16 protein-coding genes are annotated in these 18,793 nt (G+C 66.0%); 11 read left to right on the top strand and 5 right to left on the bottom strand.

The features are described from left to right. Positions 1-7 precede the first annotated feature (7 nt). Genes LOY33_RS10700 through LOY33_RS10670 form a run of 7 tightly spaced genes read left to right on the top strand, consistent with a single transcriptional unit; the run spans position 8 to position 6,299 of the window. On the top strand, positions 8-685 hold the full coding sequence (locus tag LOY33_RS10700; protein WP_258662591.1) for a thermostable hemolysin: 678 nt from the start codon (positions 8-10) through the stop codon (positions 683-685). Further along, the gene (locus LOY33_RS10695) at positions 675-2,156 is read left to right on the top strand and encodes an AMP-binding protein (protein ID WP_054914360.1); all 1,482 of its coding nucleotides are present in this window, start codon (positions 675-677) and stop codon (positions 2,154-2,156) included. Before LOY33_RS10700 ends, LOY33_RS10695 begins: the two co-directional genes overlap by 11 nt. Then, the gene (locus tag LOY33_RS10690) at positions 2,153-2,824 is read left to right on the top strand and encodes a TenA family transcriptional regulator (RefSeq protein ID WP_210014125.1); all 672 of its coding nucleotides are present in this window, start codon (positions 2,153-2,155) and stop codon (positions 2,822-2,824) included. The genes LOY33_RS10695 and LOY33_RS10690 overlap by 4 nt, the downstream gene beginning before the upstream one ends. After that, complete coding sequence (locus tag LOY33_RS10685; protein WP_258662588.1) at positions 2,811-3,620, top strand: SDR family oxidoreductase; 810 nt, start codon at positions 2,811-2,813, stop codon at positions 3,618-3,620. The genes LOY33_RS10690 and LOY33_RS10685 overlap by 14 nt, the downstream gene beginning before the upstream one ends. Next, positions 3,617-4,261, top strand: coding sequence for a tetratricopeptide repeat protein (locus LOY33_RS10680; protein ID WP_258662586.1), 645 nt, complete (start codon positions 3,617-3,619; stop codon positions 4,259-4,261). Before LOY33_RS10685 ends, LOY33_RS10680 begins: the two co-directional genes overlap by 4 nt. Positions 4,262-4,272: 11 nt before the next feature. Then, the gene (locus LOY33_RS10675; RefSeq protein ID WP_054914356.1) at positions 4,273-4,935 is read left to right on the top strand and encodes a response regulator; all 663 of its coding nucleotides are present in this window, start codon (positions 4,273-4,275) and stop codon (positions 4,933-4,935) included. Next, a complete protein-coding gene (locus LOY33_RS10670) occupies positions 4,932-6,299 on the top strand; it encodes a sensor histidine kinase (RefSeq protein ID WP_058540323.1) in 1,368 nt (455 codons plus the stop codon). The genes LOY33_RS10675 and LOY33_RS10670 overlap by 4 nt, the downstream gene beginning before the upstream one ends. Before the next feature lie 34 nt (positions 6,300-6,333). On the opposite strand, the gene mqo is transcribed toward LOY33_RS10670, so the two are convergent. Then, a complete protein-coding gene (gene mqo, locus LOY33_RS10665; protein WP_058540324.1) occupies positions 6,334-7,980 on the bottom strand; it encodes a malate dehydrogenase (quinone) in 1,647 nt (548 codons plus the stop codon). Positions 7,981-8,275: 295 nt separating this feature from the next. Between mqo and LOY33_RS10660 the strand changes: the two genes are divergently transcribed. The 4 genes from LOY33_RS10660 (at position 8,276) to LOY33_RS10645 (ending at position 14,400) form a co-directional block, all read left to right on the top strand. Continuing rightward, a complete protein-coding gene (locus LOY33_RS10660; RefSeq protein WP_054914354.1) occupies positions 8,276-10,531 on the top strand; it encodes an ATP-binding protein in 2,256 nt (751 codons plus the stop codon). Between the two features lie 18 nt (positions 10,532-10,549). Next, a complete protein-coding gene (locus tag LOY33_RS10655; protein ID WP_043864031.1) occupies positions 10,550-11,011 on the top strand; it encodes a response regulator in 462 nt (153 codons plus the stop codon). A gap of 9 nt (positions 11,012-11,020) precedes the next feature. Next, the gene (locus LOY33_RS10650; protein WP_258662584.1) at positions 11,021-13,420 is read left to right on the top strand and encodes a response regulator; all 2,400 of its coding nucleotides are present in this window, start codon (positions 11,021-11,023) and stop codon (positions 13,418-13,420) included. Between the two features lie 89 nt (positions 13,421-13,509). Next, the gene (locus LOY33_RS10645; RefSeq protein WP_054914352.1) at positions 13,510-14,400 is read left to right on the top strand and encodes a LysR family transcriptional regulator; all 891 of its coding nucleotides are present in this window, start codon (positions 13,510-13,512) and stop codon (positions 14,398-14,400) included. 39 nt (positions 14,401-14,439) lie between these two features. Here LOY33_RS10645 and LOY33_RS10640 read toward each other — a convergent pair whose 3' ends face one another. The 4 genes from LOY33_RS10640 to LOY33_RS10625 form a co-directional block, all read right to left on the bottom strand. Continuing rightward, the gene (locus tag LOY33_RS10640) at positions 14,440-15,414 is read right to left on the bottom strand and encodes a tripartite tricarboxylate transporter substrate binding protein (RefSeq protein ID WP_043864034.1); all 975 of its coding nucleotides are present in this window, start codon (positions 15,412-15,414) and stop codon (positions 14,440-14,442) included. 36 nt (positions 15,415-15,450) lie between these two features. Next, positions 15,451-16,953, bottom strand: a complete 1,503-nt coding sequence (locus LOY33_RS10635; protein ID WP_258662582.1) for a tripartite tricarboxylate transporter permease — start codon at positions 16,951-16,953, stop codon at positions 15,451-15,453. Between the two features lie 10 nt (positions 16,954-16,963). Next, positions 16,964-17,464, bottom strand: a complete 501-nt coding sequence (locus LOY33_RS10630; protein WP_235593657.1) for a tripartite tricarboxylate transporter TctB family protein — start codon at positions 17,462-17,464, stop codon at positions 16,964-16,966. A gap of 83 nt (positions 17,465-17,547) precedes the next feature. Next, positions 17,548-18,630 carry an LLM class flavin-dependent oxidoreductase gene (locus LOY33_RS10625; RefSeq protein ID WP_078481137.1) on the bottom strand — a complete coding sequence of 361 codons (1,083 nt, stop codon included), beginning with the start codon at positions 18,628-18,630 and terminating at the stop codon, positions 17,548-17,550. Positions 18,631-18,793 lie beyond the last annotated feature (163 nt).

The raw sequence follows: 18,793 nt of genomic DNA, 5'->3' as shown, positions 1-18,793 counted from the left end.
GTGATCGATGCCCGATTCTGACTGGAACATCCCCCTGCCCCTGCACTTCGCAGCCGCAGGCGGTTCGGTGATGAGCCTTGCCAGGGCCTTGCCCGGCGATAGCCTGCGCCCGGCCTACGAGGCCTTCATCCAGCAGCGCTTTCGCAAGGCCCATGGTGCGCATATCGCACAGTTCATGCCGCAGCTGTTCGGCATCAGCGATGCCTCCGGCGCGCTGTGCGCCGTGGCCGGTGTGCGGCTGGCCAGCAGTGAGGCGCTGTTTCTGGAGCGCTACCTGGACGAGCCGATCGCCCCCCTGATCAGCGCCACCGAGAACAACCCTGTCGATCGCAGCGCCATCGTCGAGGTCGGCAACCTGGCGGCCGCCGATACCGGCAGCGCGCGCCTGAGCATCATTGCCGTTACCTACCTGCTGGCCATGGGCGGTCTGGAATGGGTAGCGTTCACCGGCAGCATCGGCCTGGTAAACAGCTTCCACCGCCTTGGGCTCAAGCCAGTGAGGCTGTGCACGGCCGACCCCCTGCGCCTGGGCGAAGAACGCCATAACTGGGGCAGCTACTACCAGAGCCAGCCCCAGGTGCATGTTGGCAACATCCGTGCAGGCTTCATCCATTTGCGCAACATGGGCGTGTACACACGCCTGGGCCTGCCTACCGCCGCCGGGGAGGCCTGTCATGTCGCCTGAACTGCAGCATTTCGAACAGGTGCTGCGCAGGCACGCCGAACACACGCCCAACGCCATTGCGTTGTGGGGCGACCAGTTGAAGCTGGACTACGCCACGCTGCAGGCCGAGGTGCAGTACCGCCAGCAACGCCTGCGCGATGAGTCGGCCAGGGTCGTGGCACTGGCCCTGGATAACGGTGTGGAAGCCATGCTGTGGGATCTGGCATTGCTGTTTGCAGGCGTGACCTGCGTGCTGCTGCCGCCCTTTTTCAGCCCCGCACAGCGCAGCCATTGCCTGGCGCAGAGCCAGGCCAGCCTGGTGATTGCCGAGCCGGCCCTGGCCCCCGAACTGCTGGCGTGCGGCTATGTCGAAGACGGCGCGTTCTGGCGCAGGCAATGGTCGGGGCCCGACCTGATGCCCGAGGGCACCGCCAAGCTGACCTTCACCTCCGGCACCACCGGAACCCCCAAGGGCGTATGCCTGGGCGCCGAGAGCATGCTGCGCGTTGCCCGGGCGCTGGAGCAGGCCAGCCGAATCACCGCGCCACAGCACCACCTGACCCTGCTGCCGCTGGCGATCCTGCTGGAGAACCTGGGTGGCTACGCCGCGCTGATGGCCGGGGCCACGGTGAGTGTCCCCAGCCTGGCGGCTCTGGGCATCCAGGGCGCAAGTGGCGTCGATGCTGCGCGCCTGCTCGGCACCCTCGCCGACCGTGCGCCCCACAGCCTGATCCTGGTGCCGCAACTGCTGCTGGTGCTGGTCAGCGCCGCTGAACAGCGCGCCTTCGACCCGCGCACGTTGCGCTTTGCCGCGGTGGGCGGGGCCAGGGTCGCCACCGAACTGCTGATCCGCGCGCAGCGCATCGGCCTGCCGGTGTATGAAGGCTACGGCCTGTCGGAATGCGCCTCGGTGGTGTGCCTGAACCGGCCACAGGCCCATCGCCCCGGCAGCGTGGGTCAGCCACTGCCCCACCTGCAGGTCAGGCTGGCCGAAGACGGCGAGGTGCTGATCAAGGGCTCGGCCCTGCTCGGCTACCTGGGCCAACCGCCGCACACCGACGCCTGGTGGCCCAGCGGTGACCTGGGCGAGCTGGACGCCGAAGGGTTCCTGTACATCAAGGGGCGCAAGAAACACCAGTTCGTCACCAGCTTCGGCCGCAACATCAACCCCGAATGGGTCGAAGCCGAACTGACCCAGCGAGGGGTGTTCGCCCAGGCCTTCGTCTATGGCGAAGCCATGGCTTACAACCACGCATTGCTGTGGCCACATCAACCGGGCTGCACCGACACCGAACTGGCAGCGGCCGTGGCCCAGGCCAATCAGGCCCTGCCCGATTACGCCCAGGTGCATCGCTGGACGCGCCTGGAACAACCGTTCACGACCGCCAATGGCCTGCTCACGGCCAATGGCCGCCCGCGCCGCGATGCCATCGTCGAGCGCTACCGCTCCCAACTCACCGACCCCCTTGCCTGCGAGGCTACCCGACCATGAGCTTTTTCGACACGCTGCAAGAAGCAACCCATCAGCAACGCCATGCGCTGTTCAGCCTGCCGGTGATTCGCGATGCCCTCGAAGGCAAGGTCAGCCTCGATAGCTACCAGGCCTTCCTGGCCCAGGCCTACTACCATGTGCGTCACACCGTACCCTTGATGATGGCATGCGGCGCCCGCCTGCCCTCGCGGCTGGAGTGGCTGCGCAAAGCCGTGTGCGAGTACATCGAAGAGGAGTATGGCCACGAGCAATGGATACTCAACGACATTGCTGCCTGCGGCGGTGACAGCGATGCCGTGCGCGAAGGTCGGCCTTCACTGCCGATCGAGCTGATGGTCGCCTACCTCTACGACCTGATCGCGCGGGGCAACCCGGTAGGGCTGTTCGGCATGGTCAATGTGCTGGAAGGTACCAGTATCGCCCTGGCCACCCATGCCGCGCACAGCATCCGCGCGCGCCTGGCGCTGCCGGAGGCCGCCTTCAGCTACCTCAGTTCCCATGGCTCGCTGGACCTCGAGCACATGCAGACCTATCGCCGTTTGATGAACACCCTGCAGGCCCCTGATGACCAGGCCGCGGTGATCGATGCGTCGCGCGTGGTCTACCGCCTGTATGCCGACATGTTTCGCGGCCTGCCGCACGATGGAGCACAGCATGCGCCTGTCTAACGCCCGCGTGGTCCTGACCGGTGCCAGTGGCGGGATCGGCCTGGCCATAGCCGCCGCCCTTTGCGCCAACGGCGCCCGCGTGCTGGCGGTGGCCCGGCATGCCGAACCCCTGCAATCGCTGCTGCAAGAGTACCCCGCGCAACTGACCTGGATGGGCGCCGACCTGACCTTTCTCGTGGACAGGCGCAAGGTGCTCAACGCGGCCCAGGCCCTGGGCGGCGCGAACCTGCTGATCAATGCTGCGGGCGTGAACCATTTCGCCATGTTCGAGCAACTGGACGACAGTGACATCAATGCCATGCTGGCAGTAAATATCAGTGCCCCCATGTGCCTGACTAGGCTGTTGTTGCCGCTGCTCAAACAGGCCGACAGCGCCATGGTGGTCAATGTCGGGTCTACCTACGGTTCGATCGGCTACCCCGGCTACGCGGCCTACTGCGCGAGCAAGTTCGCCCTGCGCGGGTTTTCCGAAGCGCTGCGCCGGGAACTGGCCGACACCCGGGTCAACGTCCTGTACGTCGCCCCGCGGGCCACCCGCACCCCCATGAACAGCCCGGCGGCGCAGGCCCTGAACGTTGCCCTCAAGGCCAATGTCGATGATCCGAAAACCGTGGCCAGCGCCGTGATTCACGCCATTGCCGGTGATCGGCGCGACCTTTACCTGGGTTGGCAGGAGCGTTTTTTCGTGCGCCTGAACAACCTGCTGCCGCACCTGGTGGACCGCGGTCTGCGCAAGCAGTTGCCACTGATCCGCCGCCTCAGCCACAAGACCGACCGCGAGCCGCCCAAACCATGAAAAAGATTGCCACCTGCCTGCTGGTCTGGGGCCTGAGCCAAGGCGCCTGGGCCCTGGACAATGCCGACCAGCAACGCCTGAACATGCTTCAGCAAAGCTGGGCACACATCCAATACCAATTGCCGCCAGACCAACGCGCGACAGCCTTCGAGCAATTGTCCAGCCAGGCCTCGGCGTTTACCCGGGAACGTCCGACCACGGCTGAAGCCTGGATCTGGTCGGGCATCGTCACCAGCAGTTGGGCCGGTGCGCAGGGCGGGCTGGGCGCGCTGGGCAAGGCCAAGACGGCCAAGGCCGACCTTGAAAAGGCGCTGACGCTGGACTCCAGGGCGCTGCAGGGCTCCGCCTACACCAGCCTTGCAGCCCTGTATGATCGCGTACCAGGCTGGCCAATCGGCTTTGGTGACGCCGACAAGGCCGAACAGCTGCTCAAGCAGGCCTTGCTGATCAATCCCGATGGCATCGACAGCCTGTACTTCTGGGGCGATCACCTCTACCGTCAAAAGCGTTACCCCGAGGCCAGGGCAGCCTTGCTCAAGGCACTGCAAGCCACCCCGAGGCCAGGGCGTGAAATCGCCGATAGCGGACGTCGCCATGAAATCAACGCGCTGCTGGCGGACATCGACAAGAAACTCGACTGACAGGAGTCACCGTGCGCTTGCTGCTGATAGAAGATGACGTGGCCCTGGGTGAAGGCATTCATCAGGCCCTGGGGCGCGAAGGCTACACCGTCGACTGGCTCCGGGACGGCAGCAGCGCCCTGCATGCGCTGCTCAGTGAAACCTTCGACCTGGCGGTGCTCGACCTGGGGCTGCCGCGTATGGACGGCCTCCAGGTGCTGCGTCGCCTGCGTCATAGCGGCTCCACCCTGCCGGTGCTGATACTCACCGCGCGCGATGCCACCGAAGACCGCATTGCCGGGCTGGATGCAGGTGCCGACGACTACCTGATCAAACCCTTCGACCTGGCGGAGCTCAAGGCGCGCCTGCGGGCCCTGCTGCGCCGCAGCGCCGGGCGGGCCAAGGCAAGAATCGAGCATGCAGGCATCAGCCTGGACCCCGGCACTCAGCAGGTGTCCTTCCATGGGCAGAACGTGCCCCTGACGCCCAAGGAATATCAGCTGCTGCATGAGCTGCTTTCACCGCCGGGGCGTGTCATGACCCGCGAGCGGTTGACCCAGTTGCTTTACGGCTGGAACGAAGAAGCAGAAAGCAACACCCTGGAGGTGCACATCCATCACCTGCGCAGAAAATTCTCCGCCGACCTGATCCGAACCGTACGCGGCGTGGGTTATCTGGTGGAGGAGCGCCGATGATGTCGATCCGACGCCGTACCCTGACCCTGATCATCGGCCTGATGCTTACCGGCCTGATGATTCTCAGCGCCTTCAACCTGCATGACAGCAACCATGAAATAGCCGAGGTGTATGACGCACAACTGGCCCAGAACGCGCGGCTTCTGCAGGGCGTCATGCGCATGCCGCTGGCTGGCGACCAACACACCGAACTGTACCAGGCGTTCAACCAGGCCCTGAGCGAAGCCACACCCAGGCTTGACGGCCACCCTTATGAAAGCAAGATCGCGTTTCAGGTGTGGGATGCGCAGGGCCAGGTGCTGGTACATACCAACAGCGCCCCTGCCTTCACCTCGCCACCGTCGGCACCGGGCTTCAGTGACGTGCATGACCTGCATGGCCGGCAGTGGCGCGCCTTCCTGCTCGAAGACAAAATCAACCAGGTGCGGATCTGGGTGGGCGAGCGCGACGACGTACGCACTGACCTGGTCAACCGCATCGTACGCCACACCCTGTGGCCCAATATGCTCGGCAGCCTGATCCTGGCAGCAATGGTCTGGCTGGCCATTGGCTGGGGGCTCAAACCCCTGGCCAACATGGCAGCCACCCTGCGTGCCCGTCATTCAGGGTCGCTTGAACCTCTGCAACTGATGCCATTGCCTGCAGAACTCGAACCGATGCAGGCCGCGCTGAACCGCATGCTGGCGCAGATCCAGGAAGTGCTGGGACGCGAGCGCCGCTTCATTGCCGACGCGGCTCATGAAATGCGTACGCCCCTGGCGGTCCTGCGGGTGCACGCGCAAAACCTGCAGGAGGCCGGGACCGAACAGGAGCACCGTGAATCGCTGGCGCACCTGATACACGGGGTGGACCGCGCCAGCCGGCTGGTCAACCAGCTGCTCACCATGGCACGCCTTGAACCGCAGCCGGGTCATGCCCATGCCCCGCGAATCGACCTTGAACACACTGTGCGCGACAGCCTGGTGCAGATGACCCCATGGCTACTGGACCAGGGCCTTGAACTGGTGTTCGAGGCCGCCCCGGGCAACTACCTTGCCCGAGTGGATGGCGGGGCGATCGATATCGCACTCAACAACCTGGTGACCAATGCCGCGAACTTCTCCCCCGAGGGAGGGATCATCAGCGTTCGCCTGAGCCGCCAGCCGACGCATTTCGTGCTGTCGATACAGGACGAGGGGCCTGGTATCGACGAAGCTGAACGCGAGCGCCTGTTCGAACGCTTCTACAGTCGTGGCAATGCACAGGGCGCCGGCCTTGGCCTGGCCATCGTCCAAGCGGTCGCCATGCGGCTGGGCGGTCAGGTCCGGCTGGAGAACATGGCCACCGGCGGGCTGTGCGCAACCCTGGAGATTGCGCTGGACTGAACCCGCCGCCCCGCTGACAGGTAGCCATCGACGGTCATGGCGCCAGGTCAGGGTCCGAGTCGCTGTGCTTCTGGCCGATCGGGTCGGTGGCCGGCGACTGCTGCGGCGCCTGGGTATCGATGCCCGGTGGCGGCGCAAGCTGCAGTATCTCGCTGGTGTAGGCCCACTCCTGCTGCACCCGGGCCGGGTCGTCGTTCAGGTGGGTGCCGTAGCTGGGCACGATCTGGTGCAGCTTCTGCTGCCAGGCCGGGCTGGCGACCTTGTCCTTGAACACCTTCTGCAGCACTTCGAGCATGATCGGCGCCGCCGTGGATGCGCCGGGCGATGCGCCCAGCAGCCCGGCAATGCTGCCATCGGCCGCGCTCACCACCTCGGTGCCCAGCTTGAGCACCCCGCCCTTTTCCTTGTCGCGCTTGATGATCTGCACCCGCTGCCCGGCCTGCCACAGGCGCCAGTCTTCCTTCTTGGCCTGGGGGAAGTAGGTCTGCAGCGCCTCGAAGCGGTCGTCGTCCGATTGCATCAGCTGGCCTGCCAGGTACTGCACCAGGTCGAACTGATCGATCCCCACCTTGGTCATGGGCCACAGGTTATGGGTGGTCATGCTGGAGAACAGGTCCAGGTACGAGCCTTCCTTGAGAAACTTGGTGGAGAAGGTCGCGAACGGCCCGAACAGGATCACCCGCTTGCCATCGAGTACCCGGGTATCCAGGTGCGGCACCGACATCGGCGGCGCGCCCGTGGCGGCGATGCCGTAGGCCTTGGCCATGTGCTGCTGGGCGATGGTGGGGTTGTCGGTGACCAGGAACGAGCCGCCCACCGGGAAGCCCGCGTAGTCCTGGGCCTCGGGAATGCCGGACTTCTGCAGCAGCGGCAGCGCCGCGCCGCCGGCACCGATGAACAGGAACTTGGCATCGGCGGTCGACTTCTCGCCGCTCTTGAGGTTCTTGTACTCCACGTGCCAGGAGCCGTCGTCATTGCGACGGATGTCCTCGACCTCGCTGGACAGCTTGAGCGAGAAATTCTCCTGCTGCTGCAGGTGCGCCACGAACTGGCGGGTGATCTCGCCGAAGTTCACGTCGGTGCCGATCGGCGTCCAGGTGGCGGCGATCTTCTGGTTGGGGTCGCGGCCCTCCATCATCAGCGGCACCCACTTGCGGATCTGCGCCGGGTCTTCGGAGTACTGCATCGGCCGGAACAGGGGGCTGGCCTGCAGCGCCTCGTAGCGGCGCTTGAGGAAACTGATGTTGTCGTCACCCCACACGAAGCTCATGTGCGGCGTGGAATTGATGAACGAGCGCGGGTTCTTCAGCACCCCGTTCTTGACCTGCCAGGCCAGGAACTGGCGCGTCACCTGGAACGCCTCGTTGATCTCCACCGCCTTGGTGATGTTGATCTTGCCGTCCTTGTCCTCGGGCGTGTAGTTCAGCTCGGCCAGCGCCGAGTGCCCGGTGCCGGCGTTGTTCCAGCCGTTGGAGCTTTCCTCGGCCACCCCGTCCAGGCGCTCGACCATCTCCATCGACCAGCCCGGCTCCAGCTCGTTGAGCCAGATTGCCAGCGTGGCGCTCATGATGCCGCCCCCCACCAGCAGTACATCGACCTTCTTCGATTCCGCCCCCTGCGCCTGGCCGGCCGCCAGTGACACGGCCAGGCCCAATGTGGCCACGTTCCTTGCGAACTTCATGGCATATCCCCCCAATTGCATTACGAGACGATCCAGTGAGTGTGGCTCATGGATCGCGCATGACAAGCCGTACAAGCGACCCGATGCAGTCAGTGGGGTTCCCTTGGATCGGGCCGCGGCGGCGCCAGGGCACGGGCAAAACGCTATCAAACTGAACCAATTCATCAGCTAAGGATCAGTTTTAGCATCGTGAAACCACAGGATTTGATACCTTGTCCGCGCTTTCTACACTTGGCCGGGATCGCTTGTGCCCTTCCCCTGCACGGCCTGCCAACACGCCTTCAGGAGGGATCTTGTGACCACCACCCACCCCAGCGACGCTTTCCAGATCGCCCTGGCCAACTGCGCCCGTGAACAGATCCGTACCCCCGGCAGCATTCAGCCCCAGGGGTTCATGGTCGTGGTGCAGGAGCCGGCCATGTTGATCCGCCAGGTCAGCGAGAACCTGCCGGACTGGCTGGGGGTGGAGATCGACGCCTTGCTGGGCGTGCATTTCGATGCGGTGGTGCAGGACGGTTGCAGTTTCGTCGAGCAGCTGGGCGAACTCGACGAAGACCAGTCCCAGCCCTATCACGTGGCCGACGTACAGTTTCTGATCGGCCAGCAGGCGCAGCGCCTGCCGATGATGCTGCACCGCCACGACCAGGTGCTGATCGCCGAATTCCAGCGCCCGGCCGCCGTGCCGGCGCCAAGCTCGCGCCTGTACCCGCTGGTGCGCTCCTTCGTTGGCGGCGCACCGGACAGCGAGAGCATCGACGAGCTGTGCGAGCGGGCGGTGCGCGTGATCAAGCGCCTGACCGGGTTCGGCCGGGTCAAGTCCTACCGCTTCGACACCGAGGGCAACGGGCTGGTCAACGCCGAGCTGGTCGACGACGACTACCCCAGCTACAAGGGCCTGTGCTTCCCTGCTTCGGACATCCCGGCGCAGGCCCGGGCGCTGTACTGTGCCAACCGCATCCGCGTGATCGAGGATGCCGACTACCAGCCGGCGCGCCTGCTGCCGGCCGCCAACCTGCTCACCGGCCAACCCCTGGACCTGAGCTTCTCGACCCTGCGCAGCGTCTCGCCCGTGCACCTGCAATACATGCGCAACATGCAGACCTGGGCCTCGATGTCGGTTTCCATCGTGGTCGAGGGCCGGTTGTGGGGGCTGGTGTCGTGTCATCACCGCACGCCGCGCAGCGTGAGCTTTCAGGTGCGTACCGCCTGCGAACTGCTGGGCCGGGTGCTGTCGCTGCAGATCGAGACCCGCGAAGCCCACCTGCGCCACGCGCGCATGCTCGAGATCCGCCAGCGCATCGTGCAGCTGCTGGGCGCCATCGCCGACCAGGACAGCGTGCGCCTGGGCCTGCGCGCCCTGCCCGACATCTTCACCGACTTCGTCGGCGCCGCCGGTGCCGCAGTGGTGTCCAGCACCGGCTGCGACACCTACGGGCACACCCCGCCCCAGGCGCGGATCATGGCCCTGGTGGGCTGGCTGACCGCCCGCGGCGACGCCGAGGTGTTCCATACCGACAACGCCGGGCGCGATATCCCGCACCTGGCAGGGCTGGCCGACATGGCCAGCGGCATCCTTGCCGTGTCCATTTCCGAATTGCACCCGCATTACCTGATCTGGTTCAAACCCCAGCAGTCCCAGGTGGTGCACTGGGCCGGCCGCCCGGAAAAAAGCATCGCCCAGAGCGGCTCGCTGAACCCGCGCGAAAGCTTCGAGCAGTGGCAGCAGATCGTCGAAGGCTTCTCGACCCCCTGGGACCCCAGCGAAATCGAGGGCGTGCAGGAGCTGCGCCAGGCCATCCTCGGCATCGTGCTGCGCAAGGCCGAAGAACTGGCGCAACTGTCCGAATCCCTGGAAAAGACCAACAAGGAACTGGAAGCCTTCTCCTACAGCGTTTCCCACGACCTGCGCGCGCCGCTGCGTCATATCGCCGGCTACGCCGAGCTGCTCAGCGATGCCGAAGGCGCCAACATGTCCGAGCGCAGCCTGCGCTTTCTGGGCACCATCGAGAACTCCGCCAAGTTCGCCGGCACCCTGGTGGACAACCTGCTGAGCTTCTCGCAGATGGGCCGGTGCGCCATGCACCTGTCCGACGTCAACCTGTCGGCGATGGTCGCCTCCATCAAGCTGGAGATGCTGCCCGACTACGAGGGCCGCGACATCCGCTGGACCTTCAACGCCCTGCCGATCGTGGTGGCCGACCCGGCCTTCCTGCACCTGGCCCTGCGCAACCTCATCGCCAACGCCATCAAGTACACCCGCGGCCGGCCGGTGGCGCTGATCGAGGTCGACGTGCAGGAACGCGACGACGCCCACGTGATCAGCGTGCGCGACAACGGCGTCGGCTTCGACATGCAGTACGCCAACAAGCTGTTCGGCGTGTTCCAGCGCCTGCACCGCATGGAGGAGTTCGAAGGCACCGGCATCGGCCTGGCCAATGTGCGGCGCATCATCGAGCGCCATGGTGGCACGGTATGGGCCCACGGTGTCCCGGACCAGGGCGCGACGTTCTATTTTTCACTTCCAAAGAAAACCCTCATGCCCACTGCATGACCCACACGAGGGCGCTCCATGCTCAAACCGATACTCCTGGTAGAAGACAACCCCAACGACCTCGAACTGACCCTGCTCGCGCTCGAGCGCAGCCAGCTGGCCAACGAGGTGATCGTGGTACGCGACGGCGCCGAGGCGCTGGACTACCTGTTCCGCAGGAACAGCCATGCCGACCGCCCGCAAGGCAACCCGGCAGTGTTGCTGCTCGACCTCAAGCTGCCCAAGGTCGATGGCCTGGAGGTGCTCGAACAGGTGCGCGACTCGGCCGACCTGCGCAGCATTCCGGTGGTGATGCTGACCTCGTCCCGCGAAGAGCCGGACCTGGACCGCGCCTATCAGCTGGGCGTGAATGCCTACGTGGTCAAACCCGTGGAGTTCAAGGAGTTCGTCGGCGCCATCTCCGACCTGGGGATTTTCTGGGCCGTGCTCAACGAGCCACCGCCCGGTTCCACCCGGGTCGTGCGTCGCCCCAAGTCATGATGACAAGACATGCCTAGACGAGAGCCCGGAGCGCCGACGCCGCTCCCCAGAATAAAGCTGCTGCTGATCGAAGACAGCACCCACGACGTCGAGCTCACGCTGTTGACGCTGGAGCGCTATGGCCTGCAGGTCGACCCGGTGGTGGTGCACGATCACATCGGCGCCTGCGAGGCCATGCAGCAGCACACCTTCGACGTGATCGTGTGCGACTACCTGCTGCCCTCCTCGTCGGGCATCCAGGTGCTCGAGGTGGCCCAGCGGGCGGCCCCGGAAACGCCGTTCATCTTCCTGTCCGGCATCTTCGGCGAACAGCAGGCGGTGGAGACCATGCGCCTGGGCGCGGTCGACTACGTGCTCAAGCAGAACCTCAAGGTGCTGCCCAAGGCCATCCGCCGCGCCGTGCTCGAAGTGCGCGAACGCGAGAAGCGCCGCGCTGCGGAAAACGCCCTCGAAGAGGTCGAGACCCGCGCCCGCCTGGCCATCCAGGCTGCCGAGATGGGCGTGTGGGAACTGAGCGTGCCCAGCGGCTCGGTGCTGTGGGACGAGCGCTGCCGCGCCCTGTACGAAGTCACGCCCAGCTGCAACCTGCACCTTGACCAGGTGCTGGAGCACTGCCACCCCGACGACCGGGCTATGCTGCGGGCCAAGGTCGAGCAGGCCCTGAGCTGCGAATCGGTGTTCCATGCCGAATACCGCGTGCAGTTGTCGGGCGGTCGCCTGCGCTGGATCAACTCCAACGGCCGTTCGCTGTTCAAGGATGGCCGTTGCGTGCGTTTCAGCGGGGTGATGCAGGACATCAGCGAGCGCAAGGTCGCCACCCAGGCCCTGGTGCAGTTGACCGAAACCCTGGGCGAGCGCGTAGAGCAACGCACCCGCGAGCGCGACCGCACCTGGGAGCTGTCGCGTGAACTGCTGGGGGTGCTGCGCTTCGACATGACCCCGATCAACTTCAACCCGGCCTGGGAGGCGGCGCTGGGCTGGTCGCGGGACCAGATCGGCAGCCTGCGCCTGTGGGAGTTGATCCACCCCCTCGATCTGGACGCCACCATCAAGGAAACCCGCAGCATCGCCAGCGGCAACGTATCGACCCGCTTCGTCAACCGCATGCGCCACGCCAACGGCGACTACCGGTGGCTGTCCTGGACCATCGTGCCGGAGAACGGCCTGATGTACGCCGCCGTGCGCGACATCACCGATGAGCGTGCGGTGGTCGAGGAACTGGCCGCCACCAACAAGCGCCTGCGCGAACAGATCGACGAGAAGGAACGCGTGGAAGCCACGCTGCAGCAGATGCAGCGCCTGGAAGTGGTCGGCCAGCTGACGGCTGGAGTGGCCCACGACTTCAACAACCTGCTCACGGTGATCCTCACCAGCGCGACCTTTGCCACGCGCGACATTGCCCGCGGCAACCTGGACAAGGCCCGCACCCGGCTGGAACACATCACCGACGCCGGTGAACGTGGCGCCCGGCTCACGGCCCAGCTGCTGTCGTTCTCGCGCCGCCAGCGCCTGCAACCGCGCCCCGTGGACCTGAACGCCACCGTGCGCGGCATGCAGAGCCTGCTGAACAAGGCGCTGGGGGCCAATATCTGGGTAGAGATGTCGCTGGCCCCGGACCTGTGGACCGCCTCGGCGGACCTGACCCAGACCGAGATGATCATCCTCAACCTCATCATCAACGCCCGCGACGCCATGGCCAACGGGCCCGGCTCGGTGCTGCTGCGTACCCACAACGTCACCGTGGAGGCCGCGCCCCTGCGGCCCGAAGACCCGGAACCCGGCCACTACGTGGTGTTCTCCATCGTCGACTCAGGCAGCGGCATGAACGAGGACACCCTGCTCAGGGCCTTCGAGCCGTTCTTCACCACCAAGCCGGTGGGGCATGGATCGGGGCTGGGGCTGGCCCAGGTGTTCGGTTTCGCCAAGCAGTCCGGTGGTGGGGTGCGCATCGAAACCACCCTGGATGTCGGCACCACGGTCAGCGTGTACCTGCCGCGGATCCAGGGCGACGCCGTGGCCGTGCTGCCCAGCCCTTCGCCGGTGAGTGAACCGCATCAGCCGCTGGGCTCGACCATCCTGCTGGTGGACGATGACAGCACCGTGCGTACCCTCACGGCCACCTTGCTGGAATCGTTTGGCCTGAAGGTGGTGCAGGCGCGCAACGGCCCGGATGCACTGAACATGCTGAGCCCCGAGATCGACCTGCTGCTGACCGACTACGCCATGCCCGGCATGACCGGCGGCGAGCTGGCGGCCCTGGTCAAGCGCTCCTACCCGCAGTTGCCGGTGGTGTTCGTGACTGGCTATGCCAATACCGACGTGCTGGGGCTGAGCCATTCGACGGTGATCCAGAAGCCGTTCAGCGAGCGCGACTTGCGCAGCAAGATCTGGGCAGCGCTGGCGCGTTGAAAAAACCTGTACACGCTTTCTACCTGGCCGAGCAAAAAAGATTATTCTTGAATGACATTTTTCAACGCCAGACTATGTGAGAGCCGAATATGAAGATCGATGACATGGACGCCTTCGTCGCCGTCATCCGCTGCCAGTCGACCAACCTTGCGGCGCAGTCGCTGCAGTTGACGCAGCCGGCCATCACACGACGCGTGCAGAACTTCGAGGAAGACCTGGGCACCAACCTGCTTGACCGCAACACCAAGCCGCTCAAGCCCACGCCCATGGGCTGGCGCGTGTACGAACAGTGCAAGGCCATCCTGCGCGAGATCGACACCCTGCGCGAGCTGGTGGCCAGCCACGGCTCGCCCAGCGGCACCCTGCGCCTGGGCGTGCCGCAGACCATCGGCGATGTGGTGCTGCTCGATGCCCTGGCGCAGATTCGCCAGGCCTACCCCGAGCTGCGGACCCAGGTCGCCAGCGGCTGGGGCAGCGCGCTGATCGCCAGGATGGAAAACGGCGAGCTGGATGCGGCCGCCGCGCTGTTCCCCTCCGGCAAGATCTTCCCCGAAGGCATCGCCAGCCGTTCCATCGGCCGCATGCACCTGCGGGTGGTGGCCGCCAAGGGCAGCGCCAGCAAGCGCAGCTACAAGCTCAAGGACTGCTACAGCCAGGGCTGGGTGCTCAACCCCGACGGCTGCGGGTTTCGCGCCGGCTTGCAGCGCGCCTTGAGCGAGCAGGGGCTGTCGCTGCAGATCAACCTGGAAACCTTCGGCACCGAACTGCAACTGGGCCTGGTCGCCAACGGCCAGGGCCTGGGGCTGGTGCCCGAGCCGCTGCTGGCCGCCAGCCGTCATCGCGACCTGCTTGAAGTGGTCAACGTCAGCGACTTCAAGCCCCAGGTCGACCTGTGGCTGTTTCACCCCAGCTACCTGGGCAACCTGCAGGAGCCGGTGGAGCTGTTCGGCAGCGTCACGGCGCAGCGGCTGGCGCTGTAGCAGCCCCGCCCTGCCCCGCATCAGCCAAGGCAGCGGGCCTCACTCCAGCGTGATGTTGCCCGCCCGGATCACCTCGCCCCACCGTGCGCCGTCATCGGCAATCAGCTTGGCAAACCCCGCCGGGGTACTGTGCTCGACGCTGATCCCGTTCTGCGCGAACCGCTCGGCGGTCTGCGGCGCCTGGGCAATCGCGGCAATCGCCGCGCTCAACTGCTCGACCAGCTGCGGCGAAGCGCCCTTGGGCAGCACCAGGCCGAACCAGCCCGATGCCTCGAACCCCGGCAGGCCTGCCTCGCTGGCACTCGGCACCCCTGGCAGCAACGGCGAGCGCTGCGCGCTGCTGAGCACCAGCCCCTTGAGCTTGCCGGCCTGGATCTGCGGGGCCAGCACGGTGAGGGTATCCACCGCCACATCCACCTCGCCGCCCAGCACCGCCGTGACCGCCGGCGCACTGCCCTTGTACGGCACGTGCAGCAGGTCGATGCCCGCCAGGTTCTTCAGCAACTCCCCGGACAGGTGGCACAGGGTGCCGTTGCCGCACGACGAATAGCTCAACGCGCCCGGGCGCGCCTTGGCCTGGTCGATCAGCGCTTGCAGCGTGTCGACCTTGCTGGCAGCCGGTACGGCCACCACGTTGGGCACCGAGGCCAGCACCGCCACGGGCGTGAAGTCCTGCAGCGGGTCGTAGCGCAGGCCCTTCTGCAGGTTGGGCAGTATGGTCAGCTGCCCGGCGGTGGCCAGCGACAGCGTGTAGCCATCGGGTTTGGCCTTGGCCACGGCCTCGGCGGCGATTGCGGTGCCGGCACCGGGCTTGTTGTCGACCACCACCGGCTGGCCCAGCGAGGCCGACAACTGCTCGGCGTAGTAGCGCCCCACGGTATCGGCAGCGCCGCCCGGCGGGAACGGCACCACCAGGGTCACGGCGCGGCTCGGGTAGGTATCGGCCTGGGCCAGTGCGGCAACGCCCAGGGCCAGTGCGGCCAGGGCAAACTTGAGCGGTAGGATGATTTTCATGCAAAGGTCCTGGAACAGTCAGGGTTGAAGCAGCCCTCAGTCTTCACTGAAGGCCACATGACGCGTGGCGCGCACCCGCGGGATGAGCATCAGCCCCACCGCCAGCACGCACAGAATCAACAGGGTCAGGCTCAATGGCCGGGTGACGAACACCGTGGGGTCGCCCCGCGACAGCAGCATCGCCCGGCGCAGGTTCTCCTCCATCAACGGGCCGAGCAGATAGCCCAGAAGCAGTGGCGCCGGCTCGCAGCGCAGCTTGATGAACAGGTAGCCCAGCAACCCGAACGCCACCGTGAGCAGCACGTCGAACAGGCTGTTGTTGACGCTGTACACACCAATGCAGCAGAACAGCAGGATCGACGGGTACAGCAGGCGGTACGGCACCGACAGCAGCCGCACCCAGATCCCCACCAGCGGCAGGTTGAGCACCAGCAGCAACAGGTTGCCGGTCCACATGCTCACGATCAGCCCCCAGAACAGCTCGGGGCGCTCGTCGATCACCTGCGGGCCCGGCACAATGCCGTGGATCATCATGGCCCCGGCCATCAGCGCCATCACCGCGTTGGAAGGCAGGCCCAGCACCAGCATCGGGATGAACGAGGTCTGCGCCCCGGCGTTGTTGGCAGACTCCGGCCCGGCCACGCCCTCGATGGCGCCCTGGCCGAAGCGCTCGGGGTGCCTGGCGATACGCTTTTCGACCATGTACGAGGCAAACGCGCCCAGCATCGCCCCGCCCCCCGGCAGCACGCCCAGTACCGCGCCCAGGCCGGTGCCGCGCAGCATCGGCTTCCAGCTGCGCCGGTAGTCTTCGCGGGTCGGCATCAGGCTGCCCACCCGCGCCACCTGGGGCGGCTGACCGCGGCTGCGCTCCAGGTTGGCGATGATCTCGGCGATGCCGAAGATGCCCATCGAGATCACCACGAAACTGATGCCGTCGCTCAACTGGGGCAGGCCGAAGGTAAAGCGCTCCACCCCGGAATTCACGTCGGTGCCCACCAGGCCCAGCAGCAGCCCCAGCAGGGTCATGGCCACGGCCTTGAGCACGTCGCCCTGGGCCAGCACCACGGCGGCCACCAGGCCCAGCAGCATCAGCGAGAAGTACTCGGCCGGGCCGAACTTCAGCGCCACCTCGGCCAGCGGTGCGGCAGCAGCGGCCAGCAGCAGGATCGACAGGCTGCCGGCGATGAACGAACCGATCGCGGCAATGGCCAGGGCCGCCCCGGCCCGGCCCTTGCGTGCCATTGCATGGCCGTCCAGGCAGGTCACCACCGAGGACGACTCGCCCGGCAGGTTGACCAGGATCGCCGTGGTCGAGCCGCCGTACTGGGCGCCGTAATAGATGCCCGACAGCATGATCAGCGCCGCCGCCGGGCTCAGGCCATAGGTGATCGGCAGCAGCATGGCGATGGTGGCCACCGGCCCCAGGCCGGGCAGCACCCCCACCAGCGTGCCCAGGGTCACACCGATCAGGCAGTACAGCAGGTTGTTCAGGGTGAAGGCGGCTTCAAGGCCGATACCCAGGTGTGCCAACAGCTCCATGGGTCGCTCCTCAGACAGGCCAGGCCGGCAGGTTCAGGCCCAGCCCGTAGCCGAACACCAGCACGCTGAACAGCCCCAGCGCGCTGCCCACCGCCAGCAGTTCGCCCAGGTGCGCCTTGTGCCGGCCCAGGCCGCTGAGCAGCGTCATGCACAGGGTCGCCAGCGCCAGGCCAAGGCTGGGCAGCAGCAGAGCGAACGCCACCACGCTGGCACTGATGGCCAGCGCCGGGCGGACGATGAACAACCCGCCCAGCGTGACCTTCTCGCGGCCCAGCCACAGGCCGCGCACCAGCAAGGCCACGCCCAGCCCGCACAGGGCCAGGCTCACCAGCCAGGGAAAGTAGCCTGCGCCCATGCGCATCGCCGTGCCGCTGGCATAGGCGCTGCCCACCAGCAGCCCGGTCAGGCCGAAGCCCAGGAACAGGCAGCCGGCCAGCACTTCGCGGGCATCGAGGTTCAGGGTCAGGGAATGCGGGCGCGCAGTGGCGGCCCGTTGCAGAGCATCTCGCACGCAGGTCTCCAGGTGCCGGTACGGCACAAGGCAAGGCGATCCGCGCGTGCGGTCTCGGGGTGGGGTTGGGGTAGCTGCGCCGTTCAGGCGCTGCGTTGTGCCTGGCGCGCCGCGACCTTGGCGTGGGTCAGCGGGATCAGCTCGCGGCCGTAGTCGGCGGCGTCGTTGATCGGGTCGAACCCGCGAATCAGAAAGGTGGTCACGCCCAGGTCGTAGTACGCCAGCAAGGCATCGGCCACCTGCTCGGGGGTTCCCACCAGCGCGGTGGAGTTGTGCCCCCCGCCAACCAGTGCGGCCATACCGGTCCACAGGCGCTCATCCACGCGCTCGCCTTGCGCCACGGTGTCCAGCAGGCGCTGCGCACCGACGCTCTGCGGCTTGTTGGCCACCACCGGGCCGGCGCGCTCCAGGCGCTGGCGAGCGGTATCGAGAATGGCATCGGCCTTGGCCCAGGCCGCAGCTTCGGTATCGGCGATGATGGGCCGGAACGACACGCTGAACTGCACCTGCCGCCCGTGCAAGGCCGCCTGGGCACGTACTGCCTGAATGGTTTCGCGGGTCTGCTCCAGCGACTCGCCCCACAGCGCGAACACATCGGCATGCTTGCCGGCCACTTCCAGGGCCGCCGCCGAAGAACCACCGAAAAACACCGGCAGGTGCGGCTTTTGCACAGGCTTGATGGCAGAGAAGGCGTTCTGCGCCTGGTAGAAGGTGCCGTGATGATCGAAGGGGGTGTCTTGGGTCCAGACCTTGCGCACCACCTCCAGAAACTCGTCGCTGCGCGCATAGCGCTGGTCGTGGTCGAGGTAGTCGCCGTCCTTGCGTTGCTCGCCGTCATTGCCGCCACTGATCACGTGCAGCGCCAGGCGTCCGTCGAGCAGGTGATCGAGGGTTGCCAGCTTGCGCGCGGCCAGGGTCGGCGCCACGAAGCCGGGGCGATGCGCCAGCAGAAAGCCGATACGCGGCGCCGCCAGCCCGGCCAGGGCCGTGACCAGAAAGCCGTCGGGCTGATCCGACCAGTACCCCACCAGAATCCGGTCGAAGCCTGCCTGCTCGTGCACCTGGGCAAAACGGGTGATGTACGCCTTGTCGAAGATCGGGCCAGCCGGATCGAGGGTCTCCGAAGACAGGCGGTGGCCGATCATGCCGATGAATTGAACGCTCATGGGGGGCTCCTTGAAGAGGGCGAAGAAAGCTTATTGGTTATAGAAGGTTCTTTCTTCAAAACGAACGCTTATAAGCTACCGAGCCCGCCACCCCTTGTGAAATTCATTTTAGGCATAACCTAATATAAAAAATGATTTATATCGAAACAGCTTTAAAATTCAC

It is taken from the genome of Pseudomonas sp. B21-036, from assembly GCF_024748925.1.
Lineage (GTDB): Bacteria > Pseudomonadota > Gammaproteobacteria > Pseudomonadales > Pseudomonadaceae > Aquipseudomonas > Aquipseudomonas palmensis.
The sequence above is the reverse complement of the archived record's forward strand: the minus strand, read 5'-3'. Positions and strand labels throughout refer to the sequence as shown.

What these genes read in the sequence shown, in the direction of transcription:
- LOY33_RS10700 (WP_258662591.1), top strand. Translation starts at nt 8, where the DNA reads ATGCCCGATTCTGACTGGAACATCCCCCTGCCCCTGCACTTCGCAGCC.
- LOY33_RS10695 (WP_054914360.1), top strand. Translation starts at nt 675, where the DNA reads ATGTCGCCTGAACTGCAGCATTTCGAACAGGTGCTGCGCAGGCACGCC.
- LOY33_RS10690 (WP_210014125.1), top strand. Translation starts at nt 2,153, where the DNA reads ATGAGCTTTTTCGACACGCTGCAAGAAGCAACCCATCAGCAACGCCAT.
- LOY33_RS10685 (WP_258662588.1), top strand. Translation starts at nt 2,811, where the DNA reads ATGCGCCTGTCTAACGCCCGCGTGGTCCTGACCGGTGCCAGTGGCGGG.
- LOY33_RS10680 (WP_258662586.1), top strand. Translation starts at nt 3,617, where the DNA reads ATGAAAAAGATTGCCACCTGCCTGCTGGTCTGGGGCCTGAGCCAAGGC.
- LOY33_RS10670 (WP_058540323.1), top strand. Translation starts at nt 4,932, where the DNA reads ATGATGTCGATCCGACGCCGTACCCTGACCCTGATCATCGGCCTGATG.
- mqo (WP_058540324.1), bottom strand. Translation starts at nt 7,980, where the DNA reads ATGAAGTTCGCAAGGAACGTGGCCACATTGGGCCTGGCCGTGTCACTG.
- LOY33_RS10655 (WP_043864031.1), top strand. Translation starts at nt 10,550, where the DNA reads ATGCTCAAACCGATACTCCTGGTAGAAGACAACCCCAACGACCTCGAA.
- LOY33_RS10650 (WP_258662584.1), top strand. Translation starts at nt 11,021, where the DNA reads ATGCCTAGACGAGAGCCCGGAGCGCCGACGCCGCTCCCCAGAATAAAG.
- LOY33_RS10645 (WP_054914352.1), top strand. Translation starts at nt 13,510, where the DNA reads ATGAAGATCGATGACATGGACGCCTTCGTCGCCGTCATCCGCTGCCAG.
- LOY33_RS10640 (WP_043864034.1), bottom strand. Translation starts at nt 15,414, where the DNA reads ATGAAAATCATCCTACCGCTCAAGTTTGCCCTGGCCGCACTGGCCCTG.
- LOY33_RS10635 (WP_258662582.1), bottom strand. Translation starts at nt 16,953, where the DNA reads ATGGAGCTGTTGGCACACCTGGGTATCGGCCTTGAAGCCGCCTTCACC.
- LOY33_RS10625 (WP_078481137.1), bottom strand. Translation starts at nt 18,630, where the DNA reads ATGAGCGTTCAATTCATCGGCATGATCGGCCACCGCCTGTCTTCGGAG.